Origin of the sequence: Enterobacter sp. Sphag1F, assembly GCF_014193275.1 — a bacterium.
Classification (GTDB): Bacteria; Pseudomonadota; Gammaproteobacteria; order Enterobacterales; family Enterobacteriaceae; genus Pantoea; species Pantoea symbiotica.
Genome location: NZ_JACHZD010000008.1, coordinates 104,364 through 128,440 on the forward strand (window position 1 = coordinate 104,364; position 24,077 = coordinate 128,440).

At 51.9% G+C, this 24,077-nt stretch carries 25 protein-coding genes; 21 read left to right on the forward strand and 4 right to left on the reverse strand.

What is annotated here, in order from left to right; translation table 11 throughout:
• Window positions 1-19 precede the first annotated feature (19 nt).
• Together FHW71_RS21495 and FHW71_RS21500 are read left to right on the forward strand one after the other, a co-directional pair.
• Window positions 20-1,090, forward strand: a complete 1,071-nt coding sequence (locus FHW71_RS21495; protein ID WP_179452999.1) for an acyltransferase — start codon at window positions 20-22, stop codon at window positions 1,088-1,090.
• Window positions 1,091-1,605: 515 nt separating this feature from the next.
• On the forward strand, window positions 1,606-2,967 hold the full coding sequence (locus FHW71_RS21500) for a GntP family transporter (protein ID WP_179453000.1): 1,362 nt from the start codon (window positions 1,606-1,608) through the stop codon (window positions 2,965-2,967).
• Window positions 2,968-3,080: 113 nt separating this feature from the next.
• On the opposite strand, the gene FHW71_RS24175 is transcribed toward FHW71_RS21500, so the two are convergent.
• Together FHW71_RS24175 and FHW71_RS21510 are read right to left on the reverse strand one after the other, a co-directional pair.
• Window positions 3,081-3,362: a zinc ribbon domain-containing protein gene (locus FHW71_RS24175; protein ID WP_179453001.1), complete on the reverse strand. Its 282-nt coding sequence runs from the start codon at window positions 3,360-3,362 to the stop codon at window positions 3,081-3,083.
• A gap of 12 nt (window positions 3,363-3,374) precedes the next feature.
• Window positions 3,375-3,692, reverse strand: coding sequence for a DUF1471 domain-containing protein (locus FHW71_RS21510; protein WP_008106864.1), 318 nt, complete (start codon window positions 3,690-3,692; stop codon window positions 3,375-3,377).
• Window positions 3,693-3,989: 297 nt separating this feature from the next.
• Here FHW71_RS21510 and FHW71_RS21515 point away from each other — a divergent pair, with 297 nt between their 5' ends.
• The 7 genes from FHW71_RS21515 to FHW71_RS21545 all read left to right on the forward strand — a co-directional run bounded on the left by FHW71_RS21515 (window position 3,990) and on the right by FHW71_RS21545 (window position 12,691).
• Window positions 3,990-5,897, forward strand: a complete 1,908-nt coding sequence (locus FHW71_RS21515; protein ID WP_353621006.1) for a heavy metal translocating P-type ATPase — start codon at window positions 3,990-3,992, stop codon at window positions 5,895-5,897.
• Entirely contained in the window at window positions 5,897-6,532 is a 636-nt protein-coding gene (locus FHW71_RS21520; RefSeq protein ID WP_179453003.1) for a carbonic anhydrase, read from the forward strand. The genes FHW71_RS21515 and FHW71_RS21520 overlap by 1 nt, the downstream gene beginning before the upstream one ends.
• Window positions 6,529-8,016 carry a SulP family inorganic anion transporter gene (locus tag FHW71_RS21525; protein WP_154157037.1) on the forward strand — a complete coding sequence of 496 codons (1,488 nt, stop codon included), beginning with the start codon at window positions 6,529-6,531 and terminating at the stop codon, window positions 8,014-8,016. Before FHW71_RS21520 ends, FHW71_RS21525 begins: the two co-directional genes overlap by 4 nt.
• 398 nt (window positions 8,017-8,414) lie before the next feature.
• The gene (locus tag FHW71_RS21530; RefSeq protein ID WP_179453004.1) at window positions 8,415-9,932 is read left to right on the forward strand and encodes a transcription antiterminator; all 1,518 of its coding nucleotides are present in this window, start codon (window positions 8,415-8,417) and stop codon (window positions 9,930-9,932) included.
• Window positions 9,922-10,395 (forward strand): PTS sugar transporter subunit IIA, encoded by a 474-nt coding sequence (locus FHW71_RS21535; RefSeq protein ID WP_061719231.1) that lies wholly within the window; start codon window positions 9,922-9,924, stop codon window positions 10,393-10,395. Before FHW71_RS21530 ends, FHW71_RS21535 begins: the two co-directional genes overlap by 11 nt.
• Window positions 10,396-10,416: 21 nt before the next feature.
• Window positions 10,417-11,868, forward strand: a complete 1,452-nt coding sequence (locus FHW71_RS21540; RefSeq protein ID WP_179453005.1) for a fructose-specific PTS transporter subunit EIIC — start codon at window positions 10,417-10,419, stop codon at window positions 11,866-11,868.
• Window positions 11,831-12,691, forward strand: a complete 861-nt coding sequence (locus FHW71_RS21545) for a ketose-bisphosphate aldolase (RefSeq protein ID WP_061719233.1) — start codon at window positions 11,831-11,833, stop codon at window positions 12,689-12,691. Before FHW71_RS21540 ends, FHW71_RS21545 begins: the two co-directional genes overlap by 38 nt.
• 45 nt (window positions 12,692-12,736) lie before the next feature.
• Here FHW71_RS21545 and FHW71_RS21550 read toward each other — a convergent pair whose 3' ends face one another.
• A complete protein-coding gene (locus FHW71_RS21550; protein WP_179453006.1) occupies window positions 12,737-13,126 on the reverse strand; it encodes a thioesterase family protein in 390 nt (129 codons plus the stop codon).
• A 231-nt stretch (window positions 13,127-13,357) separates the two neighbouring features.
• Between FHW71_RS21550 and FHW71_RS21555 the strand changes: the two genes are divergently transcribed.
• From FHW71_RS21555 to FHW71_RS21590, 8 genes are all read left to right on the forward strand, one after another.
• Window positions 13,358-13,783, forward strand: a complete 426-nt coding sequence (locus tag FHW71_RS21555) for a RidA family protein (RefSeq protein WP_008106850.1) — start codon at window positions 13,358-13,360, stop codon at window positions 13,781-13,783.
• Window positions 13,784-13,796: 13 nt separating this feature from the next.
• Entirely contained in the window at window positions 13,797-14,471 is a 675-nt protein-coding gene (locus FHW71_RS21560) for a DUF1028 domain-containing protein (RefSeq protein ID WP_179453007.1), read from the forward strand.
• 8 nt (window positions 14,472-14,479) lie between these two features.
• Window positions 14,480-15,622: an acetylornithine deacetylase gene (gene argE, locus FHW71_RS21565; RefSeq protein WP_179453008.1), complete on the forward strand. Its 1,143-nt coding sequence runs from the start codon at window positions 14,480-14,482 to the stop codon at window positions 15,620-15,622.
• Between the two features lie 43 nt (window positions 15,623-15,665).
• Window positions 15,666-16,814: an ABC transporter ATP-binding protein gene (locus FHW71_RS21570; protein ID WP_179453009.1), complete on the forward strand. Its 1,149-nt coding sequence runs from the start codon at window positions 15,666-15,668 to the stop codon at window positions 16,812-16,814.
• 6 nt (window positions 16,815-16,820) lie between these two features.
• Window positions 16,821-17,831 (forward strand): NAD(P)H-quinone oxidoreductase, encoded by a 1,011-nt coding sequence (locus FHW71_RS21575; protein ID WP_179453010.1) that lies wholly within the window; start codon window positions 16,821-16,823, stop codon window positions 17,829-17,831.
• Window positions 17,828-18,439 (forward strand): glutathione S-transferase N-terminal domain-containing protein, encoded by a 612-nt coding sequence (locus FHW71_RS21580; protein ID WP_179453011.1) that lies wholly within the window; start codon window positions 17,828-17,830, stop codon window positions 18,437-18,439. The genes FHW71_RS21575 and FHW71_RS21580 overlap by 4 nt, the downstream gene beginning before the upstream one ends.
• A 109-nt stretch (window positions 18,440-18,548) precedes the next feature.
• On the forward strand, window positions 18,549-18,998 hold the full coding sequence (locus FHW71_RS21585) for a type II 3-dehydroquinate dehydratase (protein WP_179453012.1): 450 nt from the start codon (window positions 18,549-18,551) through the stop codon (window positions 18,996-18,998).
• Window positions 18,995-19,924, forward strand: coding sequence for a glyoxylate/hydroxypyruvate reductase A (locus FHW71_RS21590; RefSeq protein WP_179453013.1), 930 nt, complete (start codon window positions 18,995-18,997; stop codon window positions 19,922-19,924). Before FHW71_RS21585 ends, FHW71_RS21590 begins: the two co-directional genes overlap by 4 nt.
• A gap of 32 nt (window positions 19,925-19,956) precedes the next feature.
• Here the strand turns inward: FHW71_RS21590 and FHW71_RS21595 are convergent, their stop codons facing one another.
• Window positions 19,957-20,919, reverse strand: a complete 963-nt coding sequence (locus tag FHW71_RS21595) for a LysR family transcriptional regulator (RefSeq protein ID WP_008106834.1) — start codon at window positions 20,917-20,919, stop codon at window positions 19,957-19,959.
• A 79-nt stretch (window positions 20,920-20,998) separates the two neighbouring features.
• Between FHW71_RS21595 and FHW71_RS21600 the strand changes: the two genes are divergently transcribed.
• The 4 genes from FHW71_RS21600 to FHW71_RS21615 all read left to right on the forward strand — a co-directional run bounded on the left by FHW71_RS21600 (window position 20,999) and on the right by FHW71_RS21615 (window position 24,057).
• Window positions 20,999-21,298, forward strand: a complete 300-nt coding sequence (locus tag FHW71_RS21600) for a hypothetical protein (protein WP_179453014.1) — start codon at window positions 20,999-21,001, stop codon at window positions 21,296-21,298.
• The gene (locus FHW71_RS21605) at window positions 21,288-22,319 is read left to right on the forward strand and encodes a polyamine ABC transporter substrate-binding protein (protein WP_008106832.1); all 1,032 of its coding nucleotides are present in this window, start codon (window positions 21,288-21,290) and stop codon (window positions 22,317-22,319) included. Before FHW71_RS21600 ends, FHW71_RS21605 begins: the two co-directional genes overlap by 11 nt.
• Window positions 22,320-22,382: 63 nt before the next feature.
• The gene (locus FHW71_RS21610) at window positions 22,383-23,237 is read left to right on the forward strand and encodes an ABC transporter permease (protein ID WP_179453015.1); all 855 of its coding nucleotides are present in this window, start codon (window positions 22,383-22,385) and stop codon (window positions 23,235-23,237) included.
• A 1-nt stretch (window position 23,238) separates the two neighbouring features.
• Window positions 23,239-24,057 carry an ABC transporter permease gene (locus FHW71_RS21615; protein WP_179453016.1) on the forward strand — a complete coding sequence of 273 codons (819 nt, stop codon included), beginning with the start codon at window positions 23,239-23,241 and terminating at the stop codon, window positions 24,055-24,057.
• The last annotated feature ends 20 nt before the right edge of the window (window positions 24,058-24,077 follow it).

Sequence of the window (24,077 nt, forward strand, 5' to 3'; positions counted from 1 at the left end):
CATCTTTCCTGAGGGAATTATGCACGCACGTATAACGCACCTTGATGGTATGCGCGGCCTGGCGATCCTGTTAGTTATCGGTTACCACGCTTACGCACGATGGCCGGAATTATTGCCTTATGTCGCGCAAACACAACATATCCCACTTTTCAGCTTTGGCTGGCTCGGCGTAGAACTGTTTTTCATGATCTCGGGATTTGTCATTTTTATGACGCTGGATAAATCGCAGAGTTATGTCAGCTTCCTGAAGAAGCGCTGGCTGCGCCTGTTTCCCGCGATGTTTATTGCCAGCATGCTGCTGTTCGCGGTGGGCGGTTTCTTCCCGGAATGGTCAGCGATGACGCCTTACGTCAGGAATCTGCTGCCTGGCTTGATATTTACCAATCCGGAAACCCTGACGCAATTAACCGGCATTGAATTTAAATCGATGGCGGGATCGTTCTGGTCGCTGTATGTCGAAGCAGTTTTCTATCTGATTATTGGCGCCGTCTACTTTACCCTGGGCCGGAAATATTGTTTGCCTGCTTTGCTGGTGCCAATGCTGCTGTTATCTGCTTCGTCGGTATTAAAATCGCTCGGCCATCCGCTGCTCATCGATATTATTTCTAAGTTTGGTTTTATTCATTATTCCTGGTTTATGGTCGGCTGCCTGGTTTATGAACGTATGCACGGCCGCGATAAACTGTTCCATTACGCGATTGTGGTGCTGGCGATGCTGATAAACTTGAGCTATTTCGTGAAGAATGCTGGCGCGATAACCGTAATTCCGTTGCTGATGGTGATGTTGTTCTTTGTCGCCAGTTTCTACTCAAAGCAGATGGAGCGCTGGCTTTCGATACGCTTCCTGACAGCCGTTGGATTCGCCAGTTACGCATTTTATCTGATTCACGAAAACCTGATGATCGCCACGCTGATTAAACTTAACGTTTATATCAAAAGTGAAGTTGTCATGCTGCTGATGCCTATCGTGGTGGCCAGCGTGCTGTACTACATCGCTTTCCTAATCACCAAATATGCCGAACCGGCACTGCGAAATATGCTGAAGGGGAAACGCATCCCCGCGGCACCGCAATCTGGCGCGGGCGCTTAGTACAAAACATATCCTTCTTCCCCATCCCTGGCGTGATTATCGCCGGGGATTTTTTTTTCACTTCTTGCGCTCCGCTATCAACACTCATCATCTCCCATCTGCGCTTTAACATATTTTCACATGCTTAAGAACCTTCACCCTCGCCATCGTGCAAATCCAAACTCACCCCTTTGGGTTAGGCGTTGCAGCGTGCGGCTGTGCGGGTTTGTAGAGATATGAAAGGTAATGTGAAGAATTGTTATTTCAAGCGCTTTACGGTGGGTTTTGTGAAGCCTGACACGTTTATTTAACAACAAAGATGTCAGGATTCACACTAACAAACAAATATTAACGTAATTTAACAAGGAGGGTTGCGAGTGTTACTGACCTACATGTTTGAAAACGGTTTGGGTTCATCGATAGATAAAAAGTAACCCAATGAAAGATTCATATCCCGTTGGGATGAGTCGTTTTTAGCTTCACATTGCGCCAACACCATTTTTACCTGCTGAAAAAAATTATTAGAGGTCTTACTGATGTCTACGACGTTGTTGTTAACCATCGCGCTGGCAAGCGTGATTTTGCTGTTACTTCTGGTGATAAAAGCAAAAGTTCATCCCTTGATTGCTCTGCTGGTTTCCAGCTTGTTTGTGGCGATAACCACCGGAATTCCTAACGGCGAGATCATGAAGGTGATTCTCGGCGGCATGGGCGGTTTGCTCGGTAACATCGCGCTGATTATTGTTCTGGGCGCGATACTCGGAGCGATTATTGAAGCATCAGGCGGTGCGGATGCGCTGGCCAATCGCTTCGCGAAGCTGTGCGGACCACAGCGCATGGTGGCGGCATTGACCACGGTCGCCTTCATCCTTGGCTTGCCGGTGTTCTTTGATGTTGGCTTTATCATTGTGGTACCGCTGATTTACGGTTTCACCAAGGTGCTGCGGGTATCAACGCTGAAGTTCGGTTTACCGATGGCCGGCATGATGTTGATGGTACATGTCACCGTGCCAACCCATCCAGGCCCAGCGGCGGCCGCTGCGCTACTGAATGCGGATTTGGGTTGGTTGATGCTGCTGGGAATTGCGCTTTCTATTCCCGTCGGTGTGGTTGGCTACTTCGCGGCCAAAGCGATTAATCGCAAAAATTACGCGTTGTCAGTTCAGGTGCTGGAGCAGCTGCAATTAACGGAAAGCAGCGAGAAGACATTATCCAGCGAGGAAAAACAAAATGTGCCGGGCGCATGGGTGATCTCTGGCTTGATCGTTCTGCCTATTTTCCTGATTACCTTGGGCACGCTGCTACCGCCATACTTAACCCCAGATAGTGTGTTACTGAACACCTTAACCTTGCTCGGCTCGCCAGGCATTGCTTTGCTGGTGACTGTGGCGTTAGCCGCATGGTTGCTGGGTATTCGCCGTGGCTGGACGAAAGACAAACTGGAAAGCCTATCGAATAACGCCATTTCAACTGCGGCAGGCGTAATTTTGGTATCCGGCGCGGGCGGTGCATTTGGCCGCGTGCTGGTTGAATCTGGCGTCGGTAAAGCGCTAGCCGGTTCGCTGCAAACCATTAATCTGCCGCTCATCCCAGCCGCATTTATTCTTTCGTTAGCGCTGCGCGCCTCGCAGGGTTCCGCCACCGTTGCCATCGTCACCACCTGCGGCTTGTTAAGCACCGCTGCCGCCGGGCTGGGTGACATGCAGCTGGTATTGGTCGCGCTGGCAGCATGCTTCGGTGCGCTGGGCTTGTCGCACGTCAATGACTCTGGCTTCTGGGTGGTCACGCGCTATCTCGGCTTGTCGGTTGCAGATGGCTTGAAAACCTCGACGGTGCTGACCACGATCATGGGATTATGTGGTTTTGCGCTGACCTGGCTGATTTGGTCGTTTATTTGATAGTAAGGGCAGGATGGCTCATCCTGCCCATTACGCTTATCTCACCCTGAATAAATAAAAAGAACAGACTCTTGCTCGCTGGCCTTTTTATCTTATAGCTCAATGAATATCAGTTAACCTTTGCGCTTCTGCAATCCGCACCTATTGCAGAATGTCGCCACCGGTGAAATCACATTGTTGCAGTTGGGGCAGATGGCATTGGTTTCGCCACCACACTTTCCGCAAAAGCGATCGTCTTTATTGCATTGGTATTGGCAATATGGGCAAGGTAGCGTCAGGGATTCATTAGCAGAGGGGGAATATCTGCTGGAATCACTACCCTTGTGATGATGATGTCCATTTCCGCCATGGTGCCCACTTGCAATGCCCGCAAAGAGTGATTTGAATAATCCCATTACACATCATCCCTAATTATTTTTCGCCATATTATTTCTCGGCGAATAAATGGCTGCATTCGCACTCCAGAAACCATTGTTCATCATTTGCAGACGAGTCACATAATACCCAACGGCGCCACGTTTTTGCGCTTCAATTCTGATTGACTCAAGCACTTCTTCAGATGTTCTTCTTTGGTTGGTAAAGGAGATGTCACCAATATGCTCCCAGTTTCCCCCCTTTGTTTCCTTGTAAGAAATTTCAACCGGAAAATTATCCTGCGCTTGAGAAATTACAGGTAAAATCAATGTGGTAGCAAACATCGCGACAGCAAGCATCATTTTTTTCATATTACACTCTCCATTTACGCCTGGTATTCAGGCTTCCGCTTTTAGTTTTGCATTAAATATACCCGGTCGGGCAACATGCAAACGTCGTTATTTACATGAATTTAGTAATTGCATTTATTTTATCGCGTAAAACAATTTATACTTCGTTTAGTGATGGGGTCTTTATTTATTTAATTCATGTCGTTATGTTTGTTGTAATAAAACCTTCATGTAATTATTTGTAATTCACATTGAGCGATTGGAATGATCTGTTGTTTATCTTCCCTCTCGACATGTGTCGCTAATTTGGAGCTGAAGGTGAAAAAGAACATAATATTTAGATCTGGTTTAAATAATTTATTTAAACCTATTGCTGGATTTTCAATTTTGCTGCTGATTGCCTGGTCGATGCAGATTCTCTCAATCAGATTTTCACAACTGCTCTTTATATTTTTTGTACTCTTTGCGCTGTGGCCAGTTGCCCGCAAAGCATGGAGGAAATCTCTTGAAGGCAATATTTTCAGCATGGAAACCTTAATGAGTTTCGCATCGCTGGGGGCATTGATGATCAATGCCGTATACGAAGCGGCGGTGGTGCTTTGGCTGTTTCATATCGGTGAAAGTCTTGAGCATTACGCTACGCAGCGAGCTCGAGCGGGGGTTTCTTCTCTGATGGCCATAATGCCGGAAACCGTCATGCTTTTGGATGATGGAATCTTGAGGGCGGTACCCGTTAGTCAATTGAAGCCAGGTGATGAAATTGAAATTGCGCCCGGCGGTAGGTTACCGGCTGATGCCATTTTGCAGGACAGCATGGCCGCATTCGATGAGAGTGCATTGACGGGAGAATCTCTTCCGGTGGAATACGCAAAAGGACAACAGATTTATGCCGGTAGCGTGATCGTTGATCGTGTTTGTCGGTTCATCGTCACCTCTGAACAAGGCTGTAACGCCATTGATCGCATTCTGAAATTGATTGATGAAGCCGATGCGCATAAATCACCGACAGAACGATTCATTGATGTGTTCAGCCGCACCTACACGCCGATCATTGCTCTGCTTTCCATGATGGTGATGATTATTCCTCCCTTTTTCTACGACCAACCCTGGGATATGTGGCTCTACCGGGGATTGGCGGTGATGTTAATCGGCTGTCCCTGTGCGCTGGTGATCTCAGTGCCTGCCGCGATTACCTCCGGTTTGGCAGCGGCAGCTCGTCGCGGGATTCTGATTAAAGGGGGAGCCGCATTAGAGAAGTTGGCCGAGATAAAAGTTATCGCCATGGACAAAACAGGCACGTTGACAGAAGGGCGTCCAACAGTGGTTTGCATTATCACTGATAAACCCGACGATGAAGGTCGGGTGTTAAGCCTCGCCGCGGGTGTAGAGGAAGGATCAACCCATCCGCTGGCGCAAGCCATTATCCGTCAAGCCAGAAAGCGCTTTAATGATTATCCGATTGCTGGCAATCGCCAGGCGTTATCTGGTCAGGGGGTAAAAGGCGATATTGATGGTCGGGACGTCAACGTCATGGCACCTCCGTTTGCGCCGCCATTCGCACCTGATAGCATCTTGCAGGGTGAAATTGAACGTTTGCAGGACGCCAGATTAACGGTGGTGGTGGTCGCATTAGAGAATGTGCCGCTGGGCATTATTGCACTGCAGGATACGTTGCGTGTCGATGCCAAAAAAACCATTCAGGCTTTAACCGCTATGAATGTTGAGAGCCTGATGCTGACAGGTGATAACCCACGAGCGGCTGCGGCTATCGCCGGACAACTTGGGATGAAATATCAGGCAGGTTTGTTACCCAGGCACAAAGTGGAAGCGGTCTATCTGCAACAAATCGTAGCGCCAACGGCCATGGTTGGTGACGGTATCAACGATGCGCCTGCATTGCGGGCGGCAGATATTGGCATTGCGATGAGTGGCGGAACCGACGTCGCCCTCGAAACCGCCGACGTCGCGCTAACGCATGATCGCCTTGCTGGATTACCTGAGCTTCTGCATTTAGCCCGCCGCACCCGAACCATCATTGGTCAGAATGTGACGCTCTCAATTGGCTTAAAAATCATTTTTCTCCTGACCAGCATGCTCGGTGTTACCGGGCTTTGGGTGGCTATTCTGGCCGATTCGGGTGCCACGGTGGTGGTAACGTTTAATGCGCTCAGATTATTACGCACTGAGAAAACGCTGCCACAAATGATCCTAAAGGAGAATAGCTAATGCCTAACGCCACATTAGAACTCCTGCTGGCGCGTAACCGCATCCACGCGGCGCGCGTCAGTCGTCACGACGCCGAATACTTTTCCCGTCATGAGGCGGGGCAAGCGCCACGTTGCCTGTGGATTGGCTGTGCTGATAGCCGGGTGCCGGTAGATACCCTGGTTCAGGCATCGCCGGGTGAATTATTTGTGATGCGTAATGTCGCGAATCAGGTGCTGGCAGAGGACGACAGCATTATGAGCGGCATTGAATATGCTCTGAATACGTTACGCGTCGATACCGTGATCATTTGCGGCCATACCCACTGCGGCGGTGTTGATTTTGCCGGATTGATGGCAGTGGTACCGGGCGAAGAAAAAAAAGATACGCCACTCACCCGACAGATGTTCCCTCTCAGCCAGGCCTTGCGCCAGCAGATCAAACAGCATCCGGAGTGGAGGCAGTTATCCAAAGATCACCTCAAACGATTCTTTGTAGAAGCTAACGTGCATCAGCAGATTGTCCATTTGCAGCAAACTTCGCTGTTTCAATCGGCAAAACGGCAGCGTTCGCTGGAGATATTTGGCTGCATTTATGATTTGAAAACAGGGATTCTGGACGTTTTGTCGGACGAGAACGGTGAGGTCACGCTATGAAGACGCCGCTTTTTTCTCATTTAGCGACGGTGAAACAGGATGTATTTGCTGGCGTGGTGGTGTTTTTGGTTGCGTTACCATTATGTTTGGGTGTGGCTCAGGCAAGTGGCATGCCACCTTTGGCAGGGCTGCTCAGTGGAATTATTGGCGGTTTATTGATTACAGCCATCAGTCCTTCTCCGCTCTCCGTCAGTGGGCCAGCAGCAGGAATGATAGCGCTAGTGGTGACGAGCATTGCAACACTCGGCAGCATATCAGCCATGTTAGTTGCGCTGATTCTGGCGGGAGCACTGCAGATTGCGGCGGGGCTATTTCGTTTAGGCCGGTTGGCTGGCTTAATCCCCGGAACCGTGATTCGTGGTTTGCTGGCGGGCATTGGCATTTTACTTATCGTTCAGCAGATACCTGTCGCGTTTGGTTATGTACCAGACAGACCAGCAGGCAGTGAGATTTCGCTGCACTTTTTCCATGACATCACCGGCGGATCGGTGCTGATTATGGCGGTGAGTTTGGTGTTGCTTGTCCTGATGGAGATGCCACGATTTAAGCAAAGCCGATGGTCTGCGCTGCCAGCACCACTGGTCGTTGTATTGTGGGGAATAGTGGCGCAATTTTTATTATCCACTTCAGAAGGTTGGCAGTTACCATTATCGCAGCGGGTGCAGCTGCCTGACTGGTCATGGGATGAAGCATGGCCACTCTCAGCGCCCGATTGGTCGGCATTATCACAGCCTTCGCTCTATCAGATTGCTTTCAGTCTTGCTCTGCTGGCAAGTCTGGAAACCTTACTTAGCCTTGAGGCGACGTCACGTATTGATCCCCTCAAGCGCGCACCGCACTCCGATCGTGAACTGGTTGCGCAGGGCGCAGGTAATATGGTGAGCGGCTTATTGGGAGGTCTGCCGCTAACGGCGGTTATTGTGCGTAGTTCTGCGAATGTGTATGCCGGCGCTCGCACGCGTTTTTCGGCGATCTTTCACGGTCTGCTCCTGGCATTGAGCGCGCTGTTACTGGGCCCGATATTGAATACGATTCCCTTTGCCAGCCTTTCCGCCATTCTAATTTTCACCGGTTTTAAACTCGCGTCTCCGTCATTGTTCATCAGAGAATGGCGGCAAGGTAAGACGCTGTTCATTCCCTTTATGGTTACGGTGACTGGAATTGTCGGAATAGGCCTGCTGCAAGGTATTGGTCTTGGCGTATTGTGCCAGCTATTAATTAGCGTCATGAAAGCCGAGAAAAATACTTTAACGCTCACACAGCACGGCAGCATTCATTTGCTGCGTATTCACCAGAACATTACCTTCATCAGCAAACCTGAACTCTGCCGCTTATTAGACAGTATCCCCAATGAAAGTACCGTCTATATTGAGGTGGCTGATGGCATTACGCTGGCACCCGATCTCCGTGAAGCGATACAAGCATTTGCATCGCAGGCAGAACAACGCAAGCTCACGCTGTTTTTGCCAACTATGATGCAGTGATTTTATCTTCAGACAACGCCTTGCAAGGTAGCTTGCAAGGCGTTGTCTATTATTTCTTTTGCAAAGCATTAAACTCATTAAACCCAGAATAAATTGGCAGCCGAAAATAGTCGCCATTGGCGATTAGCATGATGATGCCCATCACACTTTTCACATTCTCTGGCTCTTTTAATCGCGCTCATGTTGAAAATTGATAGCTGCGTCAAAATAACTCTACCTATAATAATAACGAATTAACCTCCTGTAGAGTTTAAATCCATGTTTCTGTATCAGTTGAATTTAAGTGTTCAACGATATGTCCATCTTCTGCCCATCATTTAGTATTTTCCTCGTTGCTTATCTCTCGTATAAACGTATCCATAGTGGGTAACGGTGAAAAACAACCAAGGGCGTCAAGAATGACAGCACTGAACCAACGACAAAACGGAATTATTGATTTTCTGATCGCAGAGAATGATTGGGTTCCGGCGAATCGGGTTGCCGAATCTCTCGACATTTCTGTCAGTACGCTGCGAAGAGATATTGAAGTTATCAATGAATTTTGTTCTGACAATCAACGTCGCATCATCAGCAAGCCGGGATTGGGTTTGCGCTTTGATGGCGGATCGGTTTTCTTGCGCGGCACATCTGCTGTCTCTGAACAGCACCATGAAATATTGAGTACTAAACGTTTAGTGGGTATTACCACTGATTTATTGACGCAATCACCCGCGCCATTATCGCTCAGCGCGCTGTCTGAGAAATTTTTTGTCAGCCGATCTTCAATTGTGGAAGATTTAAAAAAGGTCGAGACCTGGCTGGCTACATTCGGTTTAACGTTGATTCGCGACCAAACAGGCACGTATATCCAGGGTAACGATCTCGATATTCGCATGGCGCTAAAAGAAATCATCACCGTAAGCGTATTGAGTCAGTATCAAACGGCGGATAGCCGAATTGACCGTTTCTCCAGAACCAAATTAGTCGATCAATTTGGCAAGGTGAACGTGGATAATTGCATCTCGCTCATTGGTTTAATTGAAGATGAATTAACCTGTGCAATCAGTGAGCCTTATTACACCAATCTCTTTTCACATCTACTGGTGACGATTCGACGCGCGGCGGGTCTTACGGCGCAATCGGACGTACAAACCTATACGCGACATGAGGGCAAAGAGTGGACGATTGCCGAGAAAGCCGTTAGCTGGTTGCAGGATGAGTACCGAATTACCTTACCGGCGATTGAAGTGAGTTATATATATCAATATCTGATTTCATCGGGCCGCCATACGCTGACGCCAGGCGATAGCATTCCGTTACCACTCAACAGCGAAGCCGATCGCTACGCCGATGGGCTGATTCGTGAATCATCAGAAGATTTAGGCCTCGACCTTAGCCTGGATAAGAAACTGCGTCACGATTTAGCTCAGCATATTAAGCCAATGCTCAACCGACTTGCCTATGGCATCGCTATTCATAATCCATTGCTGGATGAAATTAAAAGTGAGCTGAGTAGCGCCTTTAATGCAGTGAAAAAGGCGGCTGAGCGTATTAATCAAAAATATGGCTATGCGGATATCTCTGATGATGAAGTGGCTTATCTGACGATTTATCTACAAACTGCGCTGGATAAATTCCGTGCCGCTAAGAAGATCATTATCGTTTGTTCCAGTGGCGTAGGAACATCGCAGCTGCTATCCAGTCGTATCAATCGTGCGTTTCCAGAATGGGAAATTATTGCCATCGTTCCCGGCAGTCAGCTCTCAAACACACTGGAAATGAAAGCGTGCGATTTAATTATCTCAACCATCAAGTTAGAGGATGTTGAGTTACCGGTTGCCTATGTCTCAGCAATTTTCTCTAAGAAAGATATTGCGAGAGTTTCAGAAAGACTTTTTTCTGATGAAAATATGAAGGAGAAACATCATGCTGGATAAAGTCATAGTGTCAGATATTTTAACCCGCTCATGCGTGGTTACTGATTTAGTGGCGAGTAATAAATTTGAGGTGATAGAGGCATTATCTTCGCTACTCTATGCCGAGAATATTATTAACGATAAAGCCTTATTTATTGAGGATGTGATTGCGCGAGAAGCGCTGGGGCCAACCGGTTTTGATAATCAGGTGGCGATACCACATGGTAAATCGGTGGCAGTGAATGAAACCCGTATGGCGGTAGCTAATTTACGCACGCCGGTTGACTGGGAAACCGAAGAGGACGTAGCGGTAAAGTTGGTGATTTTATTTGCGGTACGCAATGCCGATAGCGGCATTGGTCATATTAAAGTATTAGCCCGTGTGTCTGTGGCATTGGGTGATGATGAAATTGTTGAGCGATTAATTAATGCGAAAACTAACGAAGAGTTGTATCGGTTAATCGTCAATAATACCGGAGTATAAACTTTTTACCTGGAGTTTATAATGAAACTGATCGCTATTACCGCCTGTCCGACAGGCGTCGCCCACACTTACATTGCAGAAGCCAATCTGAAAAAAAGTGCAGCGAAGATGGGCATCGACATTGTAGTTGAAACCCACGGCGCGGTGGAGAGTGAATATCACTTCACTCAGGATGATATTAGCCAGGCGGATGCGGTATTGATCGCTGCCGATAAAGTCATCGACCTACGCCGATTTAAAGGAAAGCGCATCTTTAAAGTGCCGGTGGCGCGCGCTGCGAAAGATGCCAGCGGATTATTAAGCAATATCATGAGTGGCGCGCTAAAGCCGGAGATGAACAGCAATAGCGAAGCGCTAAACAGCGATGATAGCGAGACGCAGAGCGGAAAATCCACCTTGTCGCAGCTCTATATTCATCTCATTACCGGCGTGAATCTGATGATTCCATTTGTGATAGCCGGAGGCATATTAATTGCCCTCAGCTTTTCCTTTGGTATTACTGCAGCAACGCCGGGCGATGCGAATTTCAGTCCGATTGCGAAAATGCTGTCTGATATCGGTGGCGGTGCGGCCTTTGCGCTGATGTTACCGATTCTGTCGCTCGGCATCAGTAAATCAATCAGCGGCAACCTGGGTATTGTGTCTGGCGCGGTCGGCGGCATGCTCGCGGTGCACACCGGTGCGGGTTTTCTTGGGGCGTTATTTGCTGGCTTCCTCGCCGGATATATCACATTACTGGTGGTGAAATATATCCATCTGCCCAAGGCGATTGCGGGTTTAAAACCGATTCTGATTGTGCCACTGCTGACGGTGTTATTAACCGGCGCATTAATGATTTTAGTTATCGGTCAGCCAATCAGAATGTTGCTTGAAGCGCTGACCTCTTTCCTGCAAAGCATGGGCAATATGAATGCCGCCATTATGGGGTTGATGATTGGCGTAATGGTCGCATTTGATATGGGCGGCCCGTTAAATAAAACCGTGTGCATGTTTGCCATCGGATTAATGTCCACCGGCATTTATGAACCTATCGCCGCTTGTATGGCGGCAGGCATGGTTCCGCCATTAGGTATTGCGCTGGCTACCACGCTGTTTGGTCGCAAATTCACGGCACAAGAGCGTGAAACCGGCAAAGTCACCTATGTCTTAGGGCTGTCATTTATCACTGAAGGCGCAATTCCCTATGCGGTTTCCGATCCGCTACGCGTTATTCCCGCAATTTGTGCCGGTTCAGGTTTGGCGGGTGCGCTCTCCATGGCGTTAGGTTGCGCTTCTCGCGCACCGCACGGCGGCGTGTTCGTCCTGTTTATACCCAATGTGATTACGCATGTATTGGCCTATATGTTTGCCATCTCAGCGGGTGCGCTATTCACTGCGGTGATCCTGCGATTTATTAAGAAAGACGTAAATGAAACCCTTACCGAAGGAGTGAATGATGTTAATCAACATGAAGAATCTTTTGAGCGTGGCTAAGAATAATAAGTTTGGTGTCGGTGCTTTTAATATCGCCTCCGCTGAGTTTGCTCGTCTGGTAATTGAAGTGGCGGAAGAACTTAAATCACCGGTTATTCTGGAAGTACACCCGGTAGAACATGATTTCGTTGGTGATGCTTTTATTGTTTATCTGCGTGAGTTAGGCGCTAAAGCCAGCGTGCCGGTGGTGATTCATCAGGATCACGGTCAATCGCTGGAGCACAATATTAAAGCCATTCAAACCGGCTACACCTCAGTGATGATTGATGCGTCATTACTGCCGTTTGAAGAGAATATTGCGCTGACGCGTAAAATGACAGAAATCGCCCACGCTGCAGATGTGTCAGTGGAAGCGGAATTGGGCACCATTGGCGTTGCTGAAGGCAGTGCGGAAGGCGGGCACAGCGAAATCCTCTTTACCGATCCCGATCAGGCGGAACGATTTGTCAAAGAGACCGGCGTCGATACCTTAGCCGTTGCTATTGGCACATCGCACGGGCTTTATCCAGCTGGCAAACAACCGAAGCTGGATATTCCTCGTTTGAAAGAAATTGCCGCACGCGTGGATATTCCGCTGGTACTGCATGGCGGTTCCGGTAATAAAGACAGCGAAGTTGCCGAAGCCATTCAACATGGTGTCAGTAAAATCAATATATCCAGCGATATGAAGAAAGCCTTTTTTGTCATGCTGGAAGATGAGATTAAACGCGGTGGGCATGAGCCGAGTGAATTGTTCCTGAAACCGATTGCCGCCGCTAAAGAGGTGGTCGCGCACAAGATGCGGTTGTTCTCTTCAGTGGGTAAAGCCGAGCTCTATGCCTAAATGTACGTAGGGTCGCCATTCATGGCGACCCTTACCAAAACCGCATCACGCACCCGCTAACGCATTCATCACCGCATCAGGCATGGAAGGGCGTCCATTCTGCAGGCAGGTGGCAACAAAAGTCGCATCGGCATACACCACGCCATTGACCAGAATCTGTTGCACAAAATTGACGCGATTGCGTTTCTCATTCTTCGCCAGCACACAGGTCACTTCAACCTTGTCACCTTTCACCAGGCTCTTACGAAAGCGCAGGGAGTACTCCAGCACCATGTAAATTTTGCCCTGCTTAAACTCTTCTTCCATATCGATACCCAAGGCTTCACGCATGTAAGCATGGCGCGTCCACTCCATATAAAACGGATAATAGAGGCCATCGACCACGCCCTGAAAATCGATATGTTTTTCATCAACCTCATACTGCTTTGTAAACATTTTTTATCCTTATCTGAGAGTTAGGTGAAGAAGGAGGGTGGTATACCTCAGAACGCGCGTCCGGTAAACGCCGGTTAGGCGACGGGTGATGATGGTCACAATTTAATGCTAAAAAATCATCACCGTGAGCTCCTTCGGATTTTTTAAAGCAACACCTCGGTTAATGCTGTTTTCGCTGCCACGCGTGGGAAGGTATACCTTGCGCAAATCCTTTTCGCATAGCAGGCAAGCATGACCACACATACTCGCATCCGTAAATTCAACACCAAAGAAACCTACCCCAATCAGGCGCTGGATAACGATCTCTGTCAGGCGGTGCGCGCGGGCAACACCGTGTATGTCCGTGGGCAGATTGGCACCGACTTTGCGGGTAATTTGGTGGGTTTAGGCGATCCCGCCGCGCAAGCCGAGCAGGCGATGAAGAACGTTAAACAGCTACTGGAAGAGGCGGGCAGCGACTTGTCGCACATCGTCAAAACCACCACTTACATCATTGACCCACGTTATCGCGAGCCGGTGTATCAGGTGGTCGGCAAATGGCTGAAAGGCGTGTTTCCCATCTCCACCGGTTTGGTGATTTCCGGTTTAGGTCAGCCGCAATGGTTGATGGAAATCGATGTGATCGCGGTTATTCCAGACGACTGGCAAGCGGAATAAGAGGCAGGAGACGATGACGTTATCCATTGTGGGACGCTGCGATCAAACCGGACAAATCGGCATTGCCATTAGCTCATCCAGCATTGCGGTGGGCGCACGTTGCCCATGGCTACGCTCAGCGGTGGGTGCAGTATCAACCCAAAACATCACTTTACCGGCGTTAGGTCCGCGCATTCTTGATCGCCTGCAACAAGGCGACAGCGCAGAAGCCGCGCTCAAAGCCGGTTTGGCCAGCGACGAGTATGCCGATTATCGCCAGGTGACGGTGCTAGCCGCTAATGGCCAAACGGCCTGCTTTAGCGGCGATAAAACCCTCGGCATTAATAACGCGCAAACCGGTCATCACTGTGTTGCGGCGGGCAATCTGCTGGCTAGCCCTGAGGTGATTCCGGCGATGGTAAGCGCCTTCGATCAGCATTCCGGGCATTTAGCCGAGCGCTTAATCGCGGCGATGCAAGCGGGCATGCAAGCTGGCGGCGAAGCGGGGCCGGTGCACTCCTCGGCATTGTCGATCGTTGATGATCAGGTGTGGCCGATTGTCGATCTGCGCGTTGACTGGACGGACGGCGATCCGATTGGCGAACTCGAGCAGCTGTGGCTGGCCTATCAGCCACAAATGAACGATTACGTGACGCGCGCCATCGATCCAACGCAGGCACCTCGTTACGGCGTGCCGGGCGACGAGTAGGAGTTTCCATGTTTACCAGCCGACAACTGCTTGAAAAGCTAGTGGCGTTTGACACCACCAGCCGTGAATCCAACCTGGCATTGATCGATTTCGTCTGGCGCTACCTGAGTGATTTGGGTGTGAGCAGTGAGCTAATCCACAACGCGGAACGCAGTAAGGCCAATTTGTATGCCCGTCTTGGGCCCGCTGGCGATGGCGGTGTGATGCTCTCCGGCCATAGCGATGTGGTGCCGGTGGATGGACAAAACTGGAGCGTGCCGCCGTTTGCTCTCACCGAATGTGACGGCAAGTTATACGGGCGCGGCACCGCCGATATGAAAGGCTACATCGCCTGCATGCTGGCGGCCGTGCCCCATTTTCTGGCGCAACCGCTGACACAGCCGCTGCATCTGGCGATCTCCTACGACGAAGAAGTCGGCTGCCTTGGCGTGCGCACCTTGCTGGATGCGCTGGCGCAGCGCCCGGAAAAACCGGCTATCTGCCTGATTGGTGAACCTACCGAATTGCAACCGGTGCTGGGTCATAAGGGCAAATTGGGCATGCGCTGTGAAGTGAAGGGTGCGGCTTGCCATTCGGCCTATGCGCCGCAGGGCGTTAATGCCATCGAATATGCCGCGAGATTGATTCAGCAGTTAACGGCGATTGGCGAGCGGATGGCACAACATCCGGATGCTCGTTTTGATCCGCCGTTTACCACCGTACAAACTGGCATCATCAGCGGCGGCCGCGCATTGAACATTGTGCCCGCCGAATGCGCCTTTGATTTTGAAGTGCGTACCTTGCCGCAGGATGATGCGCAAGCCATCGCCGCTGAGCTGGATGCGTTCGCCCAAGCAGAACTGTTGCCGCGCATGCAGGCCATCGCAGCGGACAGCGCGATCCGTTTTTATCCGATTAGCGGCTATCCAGGATTATTGACCGATGCCAAAAGTGAGGCCGCGCGACTGATCGCCTATTTAACTCAATCCAGCGACTTCAGCACCGTGGCATTTGGCACCGAAGGCGGATTGTTCCATCAGGCCGGTATTCCCAGCGTAATTTGTGGGCCAGGCAGCATGGCGCAAGGTCACAAACCCGACGAATTCATCAGCATCGCGCAGTTGGAAGCCTGTGACGCCATGTTGCAGCGCTTAGCCGCATGGATGAGTTAATAATTTCTGTGACATTGTCACGCAAAACAGTTTTGGAGAGTCCATGGTCAGTGCAGAAGTTACCCGATTCCCGCAGCCCGACATGCCGCATCTGGCAGTGAAAGCCAGTAACGTCGCCGTGCAGTTAGATGGCGTGCTGAAAAAATTTGGCGACGCTATCGCGCTGCATAAAATTTCCCTGACCATTGAAGAAGGGGAATTTATTACGCTACTCGGCCCGTCGGGCTGCGGCAAAACCACGCTGCTAAACCTGATGGCCGGTTTTGCCGAGGCTGATGGCGGCGAGATTTTTATCGATGGCGATCTGGTGACCGAGATTCCACCTTACCAGCGTGAAATCGGCATCGTATTCCAAAACTACGCGCTGTTCCCGCACATGACGGTAGAGAAAAACGTCGGTTACGGCCTGCGTATGCGCGGCGTGTCAAAGGCCGAAATCGCCGAGCGCGTTGAGCAAGCATTAGCCTTGGTCAAATTGGCGGGTTACGGCCATCGCAAACCACGTGAACTCTCCGGTGGACAACAGCAGCGTGTGGCGCTGGCGCGTGCGCTGGTGATCCGGCCTAAAGTGTTGCTGCTGGATGAACCGTTTTCGGCGCTGGATAAAAATCTGCGTTTATCGATGCAGGTCGAACTGAAAGCGATCCAGCGCAAATTGGGCGTCACCACGGTGTTTGTCACCCACGATCAAGGTGAAGCGCTGAGCATGAGCGATCGCGTGGTGGTGATGTCAGCGGGACACGTGCGCCAAATCGGTACGCCGGATGAGATCTATCGCCAGCCGCGCGATCCGTTTGTGGCGGGCTTTGTCGGCGACGTCAATATTCTTCCGGGACGCTATGCCGGGCGCGATCACGCGGCGGTGCTTGAGCTGGGTGGCAACGCGCTGCGTCTGCCAGCAGAACGTGTGCAGGCGAGCGTTGGTGAGCGTCTGGAAGTGTATGTTCGCCCGGAAAACATTCAGTTGGGGCCGCTGTCTTCGCACTCCTTCCTGAGCGCCACGGTGATCACCCATGTGTTTCAGGGCGATCACGTGGATGTACATCTTGATGTGCCGGCGCTCGGCAGCGCATCGCTGTTTGCGCGCCAGTCTGGTCTCGATTCGCTGACGCGCTGGCCGGTTGGTAGCGTGGTGGGCATCACCTTTGATGATGAAGGCGTGTGCGCTTTTACCACCGCTAAGCAGGGATAAGATCTGATGTTGCCTGAAATGATGAAAGCGGTAATCGCCAGCCAACCGGGCGGCGCAGAGGTTTTAACGGTTGTTGAACGAGCCGTGCCGCAGCCCGCTGCGGGTGAAGTGCTGATTCGCGTCGCCAGCGCGGGCGTTAATCGTCCGGATATTATGCAGCGCAACGGCATGCCCATCCCGCCGGGCTGCTCAGATGTGTTAGGTCTGGAAGTGGCAGGTGAAGTGGTGGCGTTGGGTGCAGACGTTATTGGCTTCGCCATCGGTGATGCGGTGATGGCGCTGCTCAACGGTGGCGGTTATGCCGAGTATTGCGTGGCGCGCGCTGAGTTGTGTTTGCCGCTGCCCGGTAATCTGCCGTTGGCGCATGCCGCAGGCGTGCCCGAAGCGGCGTTTACCGTGTGGCACAACCTGTTTGAGCTGGGGCGCTTAGCACCCGGCGAAACCGTGCTGATTCACGGTGCCGCTAGCGGCGTTGGCACTTTTGCCATCCAATGCGCACAAGCCTGTGGTGCGCGGGTGATTGTCACCGCAGGCGGTGGCGACAAGATTGCGGCATTGCAACAGCTTGGCGTCTGGCGCGCCATTGATCGTCATAGAGAGGATTTTGTCGCGGTGATTGCAGCGGAAACCGCAGGTCGAGGCGTGGATGTGGTGCTGGATAACGTCGGCGGTGATTACGTGGCGCGTAATCTAAGCGTGTTAGCGCTGGGCGGACGTCATGTGAGTTTGTCATTTATGCAGGGCGCGAAGATCGAACTCGATCTGCAGTTGGTGATGCGTAAAGGGTTGAGTTTGACCTCTTCCACGCTGCGTCCCAAAAGCGCTGCTGAAAAGGCGCGCCTGGCTGAGTGCATCCGCAAGCATCTGCTGCCGCTCATCGCTGCAGGAAAAATCGTCCCCACGCTGCATCAAGTTTTGCCGCTGGCGCAGGCGGCGGATGCGCATCGCATCCTCGAAGCCAATGCCAACATTGGCAAAGTTCTGCTCAGCGTGGATCAGCCGGGAGCGCTGGCATGATGCAACTGTTTTACGCCACTACGTCCGCCTATGTGCGCAAAGTGATGGTCACCGCACATTGTCTTGGGCTGACGAATGAGATCGCGCTGTTAGATTCGGCGGCGCATCCGATTGAACGTGATGAGCGCATTGCCATCGTTAATCCGTTAGCCAAAGTGCCGGCGCTGCGCACCGAAGAAGGGTTATGCCTGTATGACAGTCGCGTGATTTGCGAATACCTGATTGCTCGCGCGCAGGGCGATTTGTTGCCATCGCACGGCGACGCGCGCTGGTTGAGTTTGTCGCGCCAGGCGTTGGGCGATGGATTGATCGATGCCGCCTTGCTGGCGCGCTACGAATTTAGCGCGCGGCCGGTGGAAAAACAGTGGCAAGGTTGGGCCGATGGACAACTGACGAAAGTCAGCGCCGCGTTGCGGGAAATTGAACGTCAGGTCGCCAGTTTTAGCTCGCAGCCGAATGACCTGGGTTTGATCGCCATTGGGTGCGCGCTGGGTTATCTCGATTTCCGCTTCGAAGTCCTTAACTGGCGTGCAGATCATCCGCAAACCGCTGCCTGGTTTGCCGTGTTCGATGCCCATCCAGCAATGGCCAGTACGCGCCCGCATTGATTGCCGTTAATCGTAATTCGGTCGCCATTTATGGTGACCAGAAAATCGCCCAGAACATTTGTAGGGTCGCCATTTATGGTGACCACCGCATAGCGACTCAGGAACTCACATGAATCAGCAAATCTATTTCCTCAACGGCCCGAACGCCAACCTGTATGGCATGGACAAAAGCGGCACCTACGGCTCAGAAAGCTTTGCCAGCATCGGTGAACGCTGCCAGCGCCGGGCGGCCTCGCACAACGTCACGCTGCAATTTCTTCAAAGCAATCACGAAGGCGTGTTGGTTGATTGGATTCAGGAAGCGCGTCAGCAGGCCGCCGGATTGATCATCAACGCCGCCGGTTTAACCTACAGTTCGGTGCCGATTCTCGATGCGTTGCTGATGTTTGATGGCCCGATCATCGAAGCGCACATGAGCAACATCTGGAAGCGCGAGCCGTTCCGCCATCACTCAATGGTATCGAAAGCCGCCACCGGCGTGATCGCCGGTTTGGGCGTGATCGGTTACGAACTGGCGATTGATGCGGTAGTCGAGTTGATCAAGGCGAATGCGGCATGAGTACCCTGGTGTTTTACAGCGAGTTCGACAGCTTTGAACAGTGGTCAGTGTTGCTCGCGCCGCATCTGCCAGGCGTGAATATCTGTCGCGCGGAAGAGGTGCAAAACGTCGACGAAGTACATTTCGCGTTGGTGTGGAAACCGCCGCACGGCTTTTTCGCTGCATACCGCAACCTGAAATTGTTGGTGAATCTGGGGGCGGGCGTTGACTCGCTGGTCGGACGCGATGATTTGCCGGATATCCCGATTGTTCGTTTGTCTGACCCGCATATGGCGCGCATGATGGCCGGATTCGTGCTGTTTGCCGTGCTGCGTTATGTGCGCGACATTCCGGCGTTTGAGCGGGCACAACGTGAACGGCGCTGGCATTACCTGCATCCACGTTCGCCGGAAACCGTACGCGTTGGCGTGCTGGGATTGGGTGAACTGGGCGCGCACGCCGCGCAGGAGTTGGCGCGTCAGGGCTTGGATGTGCGTGGCTGGTCGCGATCGCAGAAAACCATCGACGGCATTACCTGTAGCAGCGGAATAGACGCGCTGGATGATTTCCTCTCCAGCAGCGATATTTTGGTGGTGATGCTGCCACTCACGCCGCAAACCCAGGGATTGCTGAGTGCTGAACGTCTGGCCCGCTTACCGCACGGCAGCGCGTTTATCAATGTGTCGCGTGGGGCGATTGTCGATCAGGTGGCGTTAACACAGGCATTGCAGCGTGGGGATATTGGTCAAGCCACCCTGGATGTATTCGACCGCGAACCGTTGCCGCCGGAAGATGCATTGTGGGCGATGGATAATGTGGTGATTACGCCGCATCTGGCGTCGGTCGCCATTCCCGCCAGCGCCGCACCGCAGGTCGCCGATAATATCCAACGCGCCGCGCGCGGCGAACCTGTTTTAAATCAGGTATTCCCGCAGCAGGGATATTAATCGGTGGTCGCCATTGACGGCGACCAACATCCTCACGCTACCCGCACCACTTGTGGATCGAAATAACTCGGTGCCGCCATGCCGGGAATATATTGGTCGGAAATAAACATGCGGCAACGCTCGGCGAAGGCGCTCACCACCATGGATTGCTGCACATGCGCCATGGTGGCATAACCCAACTGCATCGCCTTGTTAACGCCCGCCAAACGCACGCGAATCAGGCGTTTACCATCTTGCGACAAGTGCGCTTTGGGTCGCACGTTGGCGATACCAAAGCCGACACCGTTTGCCACCATCGCGCGTACCGTTTCCATACTGCTGGATCGCATCACCACATTCGGTGTGACACCGGCTTCGCTGAACAGCCCAAGAAAATATTCCCGGCTCCACGGCATATCCAGCAGCACCATCGGCACTTCAGCCAGATCCTGAATCGATACCGCAGATTGTGTGGCGAACGGATGATGCTCGCCCACCATCACGTAAGGCGGCAGTTGCGCCAGCGACTGGAAAGTGACGTCGCTGGCGGGCACCAAATCATAGGTGAGGGCGATATCGATATCGGCTGAGCGCAGCTGTTTTAACAGCAACTCATGATTGCCTTCCACCAGCGAGATGCGCACGCCGGGAAAGGCGCGGCCAAAGCCAAACACCAATTCCGGCGTCAACATCGGCGCCAGCGTATCAAGGCAACCGACGCGCAGCGGGCCGCGTACGTTGTTCATCGATTCCGATGCAATGGTGTAAAGGTTCGACATCTGTTCGAGGATCAGTTTGGCCTCTTTTAATACCTGGTGGCCGATGGCGGTGAGTGAAACGCCCTGGGCATGGTGTCGCACAAACAGCTGCACGCCAAGCTCAGACTCAATATGGGTGATGGCTGCGGAAATCGACGGTGAGGAGACGTGAATACGCTCCGAGGCGCCAATAATGCTGCCCGCTTCACCGGAAGCGACAAAATATTCCAGCTGACGCTGGGTGATGCGACTGAGCATGCAGGTTCTCCTGAGATCGCTGACACGCTCATGTCGCGTCAGTCATTCTAATAGTGTCGATTTAGCTCAAGCATTTCTCATGCCAAATTCCGACTCACAGCATAATCACCTGTCCATGCGCCAGCGCCCATTCGCTTCTGCCTCACCACTGCTTAAGAAAATCCTTGCTAAGCAGGCCGCTTTTTTAGCCTCAGAAATCCTGATGCAACAGCGAGGGAAATGCTGTTTTACCCAATCTCACCGCAACGGCATTATCGCTTCAACACCCGAGAGCCGCCTTCGCACTGTTTTAGTGCATTGCGACGCGATAGACCAGACGGTGGTGCAAAGCAGCTACAACAGCCATTTCATTCATTGGGGACGAAAATATGTTGCGTAAGATTGGTGCCTTAACGTTATTGACCACGTGTGTATTGAGCGCAGGCAATGCGATGGCCGCAGATAAGCTGATTGTCAGCACCTGGGGCGGCAGCTTTAAAGATCTGATTGATCAAACCATCGCCAAAGAGTTCACCAAAGAGACCGGCGTAGAAGTGCAGTTCGTCACCGGCGGCACCATCGATCGCCTGAACAAAGCCAAGCTGGCGGGCGGCTCGCCGGAAACTGACGTCACCTTTACCACCGCGCATGTCGGTTATCTGTATGCCAATAGCGGCCTGTTTGAAAAGCTCGACATGAGCAAAATCCCTAACGCGGTGAATCTGGTGCAGCAGGCCAAAGTCAGCCCGTATCACCTTGGCGTGTGGGGCTACGTTTACACCATCGGCTATCGTCCAGATTTAGTACCGAAGGGCGAAGAATTCACCAGCTGGAACGATCTGTGGCGTCCGGAGCTGAAAAGCTCGATTGCGCTGCCAGATTGGGATCCGAGCCATATCATCGCGGTCTCCGCCAAACTCTCTGGCACTGATGCAGCGCATTGGGAACAAGGTCAGGCCAAGCTGAAAGCGTTGATCCCGAACATCAAATCCTTCTATACCGATGATGCCAACAGCCAGCAGCTGATCTCCACGGGCGAAACGCCGGTGCAGGTGATGCTGTCGATGAACGCCTACAGCATGATTGCCGAAGGCGTCAACATCAAGCTGGCGATTCCAAAAGAGGGCGCGATTTTGGGTGTTGATACCGTTGGTATCAATAAAGGCACCAAACACGCGGAGCTGGCCTACAAGTTCATGAATATCGCGCTGAAACCGGAAATCCAGCAGGAAGTGGCGAAGATTTATCGCGGCAGCCCAACGGTGACCAATGCGCATATCGATCCGGAACTGGCGAAGCTGCCTGGCATGCTGACTACGCCAGAACAGTGGAATGCCACCATCAACACCGATCCACAACTGCGCGCGGAAAAAACCGCCGAGTGGCGTCAGTGGTTCTCTGAAAACATCATGTCACATTAATAAATAGGGGCGGCCTTATCGCCGCCCGGTTCGTCGCACCATTTTATTCAGGCAGCAACGTCTATGACGAAAAAACCGACATTCTTACCCTGGTTCATTATCCCCGCTACGTTCACGGCGCTTGGGCTGGTGGTAGCCATGTTTGCCGTGATGCAGTTTAGCGTGCGGGCTTATATTCCCGGATCGCTCGATGTGGGTGGATTCACGCTGGCGAACTTTAACGGCCTGTTCAAGAAAATCTATGCCGATGCGTTTATTAACACCGTGATGCTCAGCGCCAAAACCGCGATCTTTGGCCTGCTGATGAGTTATCCGCTGGCGTATGCGATGGTGAGAACGCGCACCACCTGGATCAAATCCACCATTCTGATTATCGCCATTACGCCGCTGTTTCTTGGCGAAGTGGTACGCACTTATTCGTGGATTATCGTGCTGGGCAATAGCGGCTTCCTCAATAGCTTGCTGCTGGCAATGGGTCTGATTAACAAGCCGATCCAGTTTATGTTTACCCAAACCGGCGTGGTGGTCGCGCTGGTGCACGTGACCATGCCAATCATGGTGATGATGCTGGCGACTGCGCTGTCGCACATCAATCCCGATTATGAAAAAGCCGCCACCAGCCTGGGCGCTGGGCCGATTCGGACCTTGTTGACGGTGACGATTCCGCTTTCGATTCCCGGTATCGTTTCCAGCCTGACCACCGCGTTTGCCTGGACGTTCAGCGCCTTCGCAACGCCGCAGCTGATTGGCGGTGGACGCGTCAGCACCGTGGCAACCATGGTGTATCAGCTGGGCTTCTCTTCGATGAATTTTCCGTTTGCCGCCGCGCTCAGCATTGCCGGTTTGATTCTGACCATTTTGCTGCTGATGGCGCTGAAACGTATGAGCCGCTTTATCCATGCGATGGGAGAGCACTGATATGACCCGATCCCTCAACGATAAAATGATTACTCTGGCGGGACGCGCGCTGGTTGTTGCGATTTTACTGTTCGTCTTGCTGCCAACGATTGTGGTGTTCATCTCTTCGTTCAGCAGTACCTCAGTGTTGTTCTTCCCGCCAAAAGGCTGGTCGCTGCGCTGGTTTGAACGTGCGGTAAATTACGATGACTTCCGCCACGGCTTCTATTCCGGGTTGATTGTGACGGCGTGGGCGTCCACGCTGGCGGTGATTATCGGCGCCACGCTGGCGATCGCCATTGAGCGTTACAGTTTCCCGTGTAAACAGGTGCTGGAAGGTGTGCTGCTGTCGCCACTGTTTATTCCGCATTTCACCATTGGTCTCGGCTTACTGATGCTGGTTTCCCAGTTGGGCATTGGGCGCGGTTTTCCGCTGGTGATCTTCTGCCACATCGTGCTGGTGCTGCCGTTTGTGCTACGCAGCGTGTATGTGTCGCTGAAAAACCTCGAACAGCGTATTGAACTGGCTGCCGCAAGCCTTGGTGCTTCGCCGCTGCGCGTAGTGTGGACCATTACCGTACCGCTGATTTTGCCGGGCTTGTTTGGCGGTTGGTTATTTGCCGCCATTCTGTCCTTCAACGAATTTACCGCTTCGCTGTTTATTACCACGCAAGCGACGCAAACCTTGCCGGTGGCGATGTACAACTATGTGCGTGAATTTGCCGACCCAACGCTGGCTGCACTGTCAGTTATTTATATTGCGGTGACGGCTACGATGTTAATTATCGCGAATAAGTTTTTAGGCTTAGGGAAAATATTGAACGTCGAAGCAGGACATTAATGTATTAACACGAATGCTGT

Bases quoted from the DNA above. Each gene is read 5' to 3' on its own strand.
- FHW71_RS21495 (WP_179452999.1), top strand. From the start codon at position 20: ATGCACGCACGTATAACGCACCTTGATGGTATGCGCGGCCTGGCGATC.
- FHW71_RS21500 (WP_179453000.1), top strand. From the start codon at position 1,606: ATGTCTACGACGTTGTTGTTAACCATCGCGCTGGCAAGCGTGATTTTG.
- FHW71_RS24175 (WP_179453001.1), bottom strand. From the start codon at position 3,362: ATGGGATTATTCAAATCACTCTTTGCGGGCATTGCAAGTGGGCACCAT.
- FHW71_RS21510 (WP_008106864.1), bottom strand. From the start codon at position 3,692: ATGAAAAAAATGATGCTTGCTGTCGCGATGTTTGCTACCACATTGATT.
- FHW71_RS21520 (WP_179453003.1), top strand. From the start codon at position 5,897: ATGCCTAACGCCACATTAGAACTCCTGCTGGCGCGTAACCGCATCCAC.
- FHW71_RS21525 (WP_154157037.1), top strand. From the start codon at position 6,529: ATGAAGACGCCGCTTTTTTCTCATTTAGCGACGGTGAAACAGGATGTA.
- FHW71_RS21530 (WP_179453004.1), top strand. From the start codon at position 8,415: ATGACAGCACTGAACCAACGACAAAACGGAATTATTGATTTTCTGATC.
- FHW71_RS21535 (WP_061719231.1), top strand. From the start codon at position 9,922: ATGCTGGATAAAGTCATAGTGTCAGATATTTTAACCCGCTCATGCGTG.
- FHW71_RS21540 (WP_179453005.1), top strand. From the start codon at position 10,417: ATGAAACTGATCGCTATTACCGCCTGTCCGACAGGCGTCGCCCACACT.
- FHW71_RS21545 (WP_061719233.1), top strand. From the start codon at position 11,831: ATGTTAATCAACATGAAGAATCTTTTGAGCGTGGCTAAGAATAATAAG.
- FHW71_RS21550 (WP_179453006.1), bottom strand. From the start codon at position 13,126: ATGTTTACAAAGCAGTATGAGGTTGATGAAAAACATATCGATTTTCAG.
- FHW71_RS21555 (WP_008106850.1), top strand. From the start codon at position 13,358: ATGACCACACATACTCGCATCCGTAAATTCAACACCAAAGAAACCTAC.
- FHW71_RS21560 (WP_179453007.1), top strand. From the start codon at position 13,797: ATGACGTTATCCATTGTGGGACGCTGCGATCAAACCGGACAAATCGGC.
- argE (WP_179453008.1), top strand. From the start codon at position 14,480: ATGTTTACCAGCCGACAACTGCTTGAAAAGCTAGTGGCGTTTGACACC.
- FHW71_RS21570 (WP_179453009.1), top strand. From the start codon at position 15,666: ATGGTCAGTGCAGAAGTTACCCGATTCCCGCAGCCCGACATGCCGCAT.
- FHW71_RS21575 (WP_179453010.1), top strand. From the start codon at position 16,821: ATGTTGCCTGAAATGATGAAAGCGGTAATCGCCAGCCAACCGGGCGGC.
- FHW71_RS21580 (WP_179453011.1), top strand. From the start codon at position 17,828: ATGATGCAACTGTTTTACGCCACTACGTCCGCCTATGTGCGCAAAGTG.
- FHW71_RS21585 (WP_179453012.1), top strand. From the start codon at position 18,549: ATGAATCAGCAAATCTATTTCCTCAACGGCCCGAACGCCAACCTGTAT.
- FHW71_RS21590 (WP_179453013.1), top strand. From the start codon at position 18,995: ATGAGTACCCTGGTGTTTTACAGCGAGTTCGACAGCTTTGAACAGTGG.
- FHW71_RS21595 (WP_008106834.1), bottom strand. From the start codon at position 20,919: ATGCTCAGTCGCATCACCCAGCGTCAGCTGGAATATTTTGTCGCTTCC.
- FHW71_RS21600 (WP_179453014.1), top strand. From the start codon at position 20,999: ATGCCAAATTCCGACTCACAGCATAATCACCTGTCCATGCGCCAGCGC.
- FHW71_RS21605 (WP_008106832.1), top strand. From the start codon at position 21,288: ATGTTGCGTAAGATTGGTGCCTTAACGTTATTGACCACGTGTGTATTG.
- FHW71_RS21610 (WP_179453015.1), top strand. From the start codon at position 22,383: ATGACGAAAAAACCGACATTCTTACCCTGGTTCATTATCCCCGCTACG.
- FHW71_RS21615 (WP_179453016.1), top strand. From the start codon at position 23,239: ATGACCCGATCCCTCAACGATAAAATGATTACTCTGGCGGGACGCGCG.